The following is a 364-nucleotide window of genomic DNA, read 5'->3' as shown; positions in this document are numbered from 1 at the left end:
GAATACCAGGTAATTTTGCAGCTTTATCATTACTAATGGTCCATGAACCGATTACATTGCCATTAGCCACTGTTTTCCATTGAACCAACACTTCATAATAGTGCCCATCATAAGTAGGCTGACGGTAACGGACACTATTTGCAGTATTGGCAACTGTTCCTTTTGCATAACCCAATTTCTGTAAGCCCTCACCTGCATGGCTGTTGTCGCCTTTTTCTATTAAATTATTGGCGTAATTATGTACAATCAAATTAGGTATAATCGTTGTAGATTTAAGGTTTTCGAAACTAAAATAGCCCTGCTGCTGGGCGGATCGTTGTAGATTTAAGGTTTTCGAAACTAAAATAGCCCTGCTGCTGGGCGG

1 pseudogene is annotated in these 364 nt (G+C 40.1%); it reads right to left on the bottom strand.

Annotated features, from left to right (window positions below):
- A pseudogene (locus tag AC1DND_RS29690) lies at positions 1 to 364 on the bottom strand (hypothetical protein); the annotation flags it as partial.

The organism is Pedobacter sp. 01N416, from assembly GCF_056399685.1.
The sequence above is the reverse complement of the archived record's forward strand: the minus strand, read 5'-3'. Positions and strand labels throughout refer to the sequence as shown.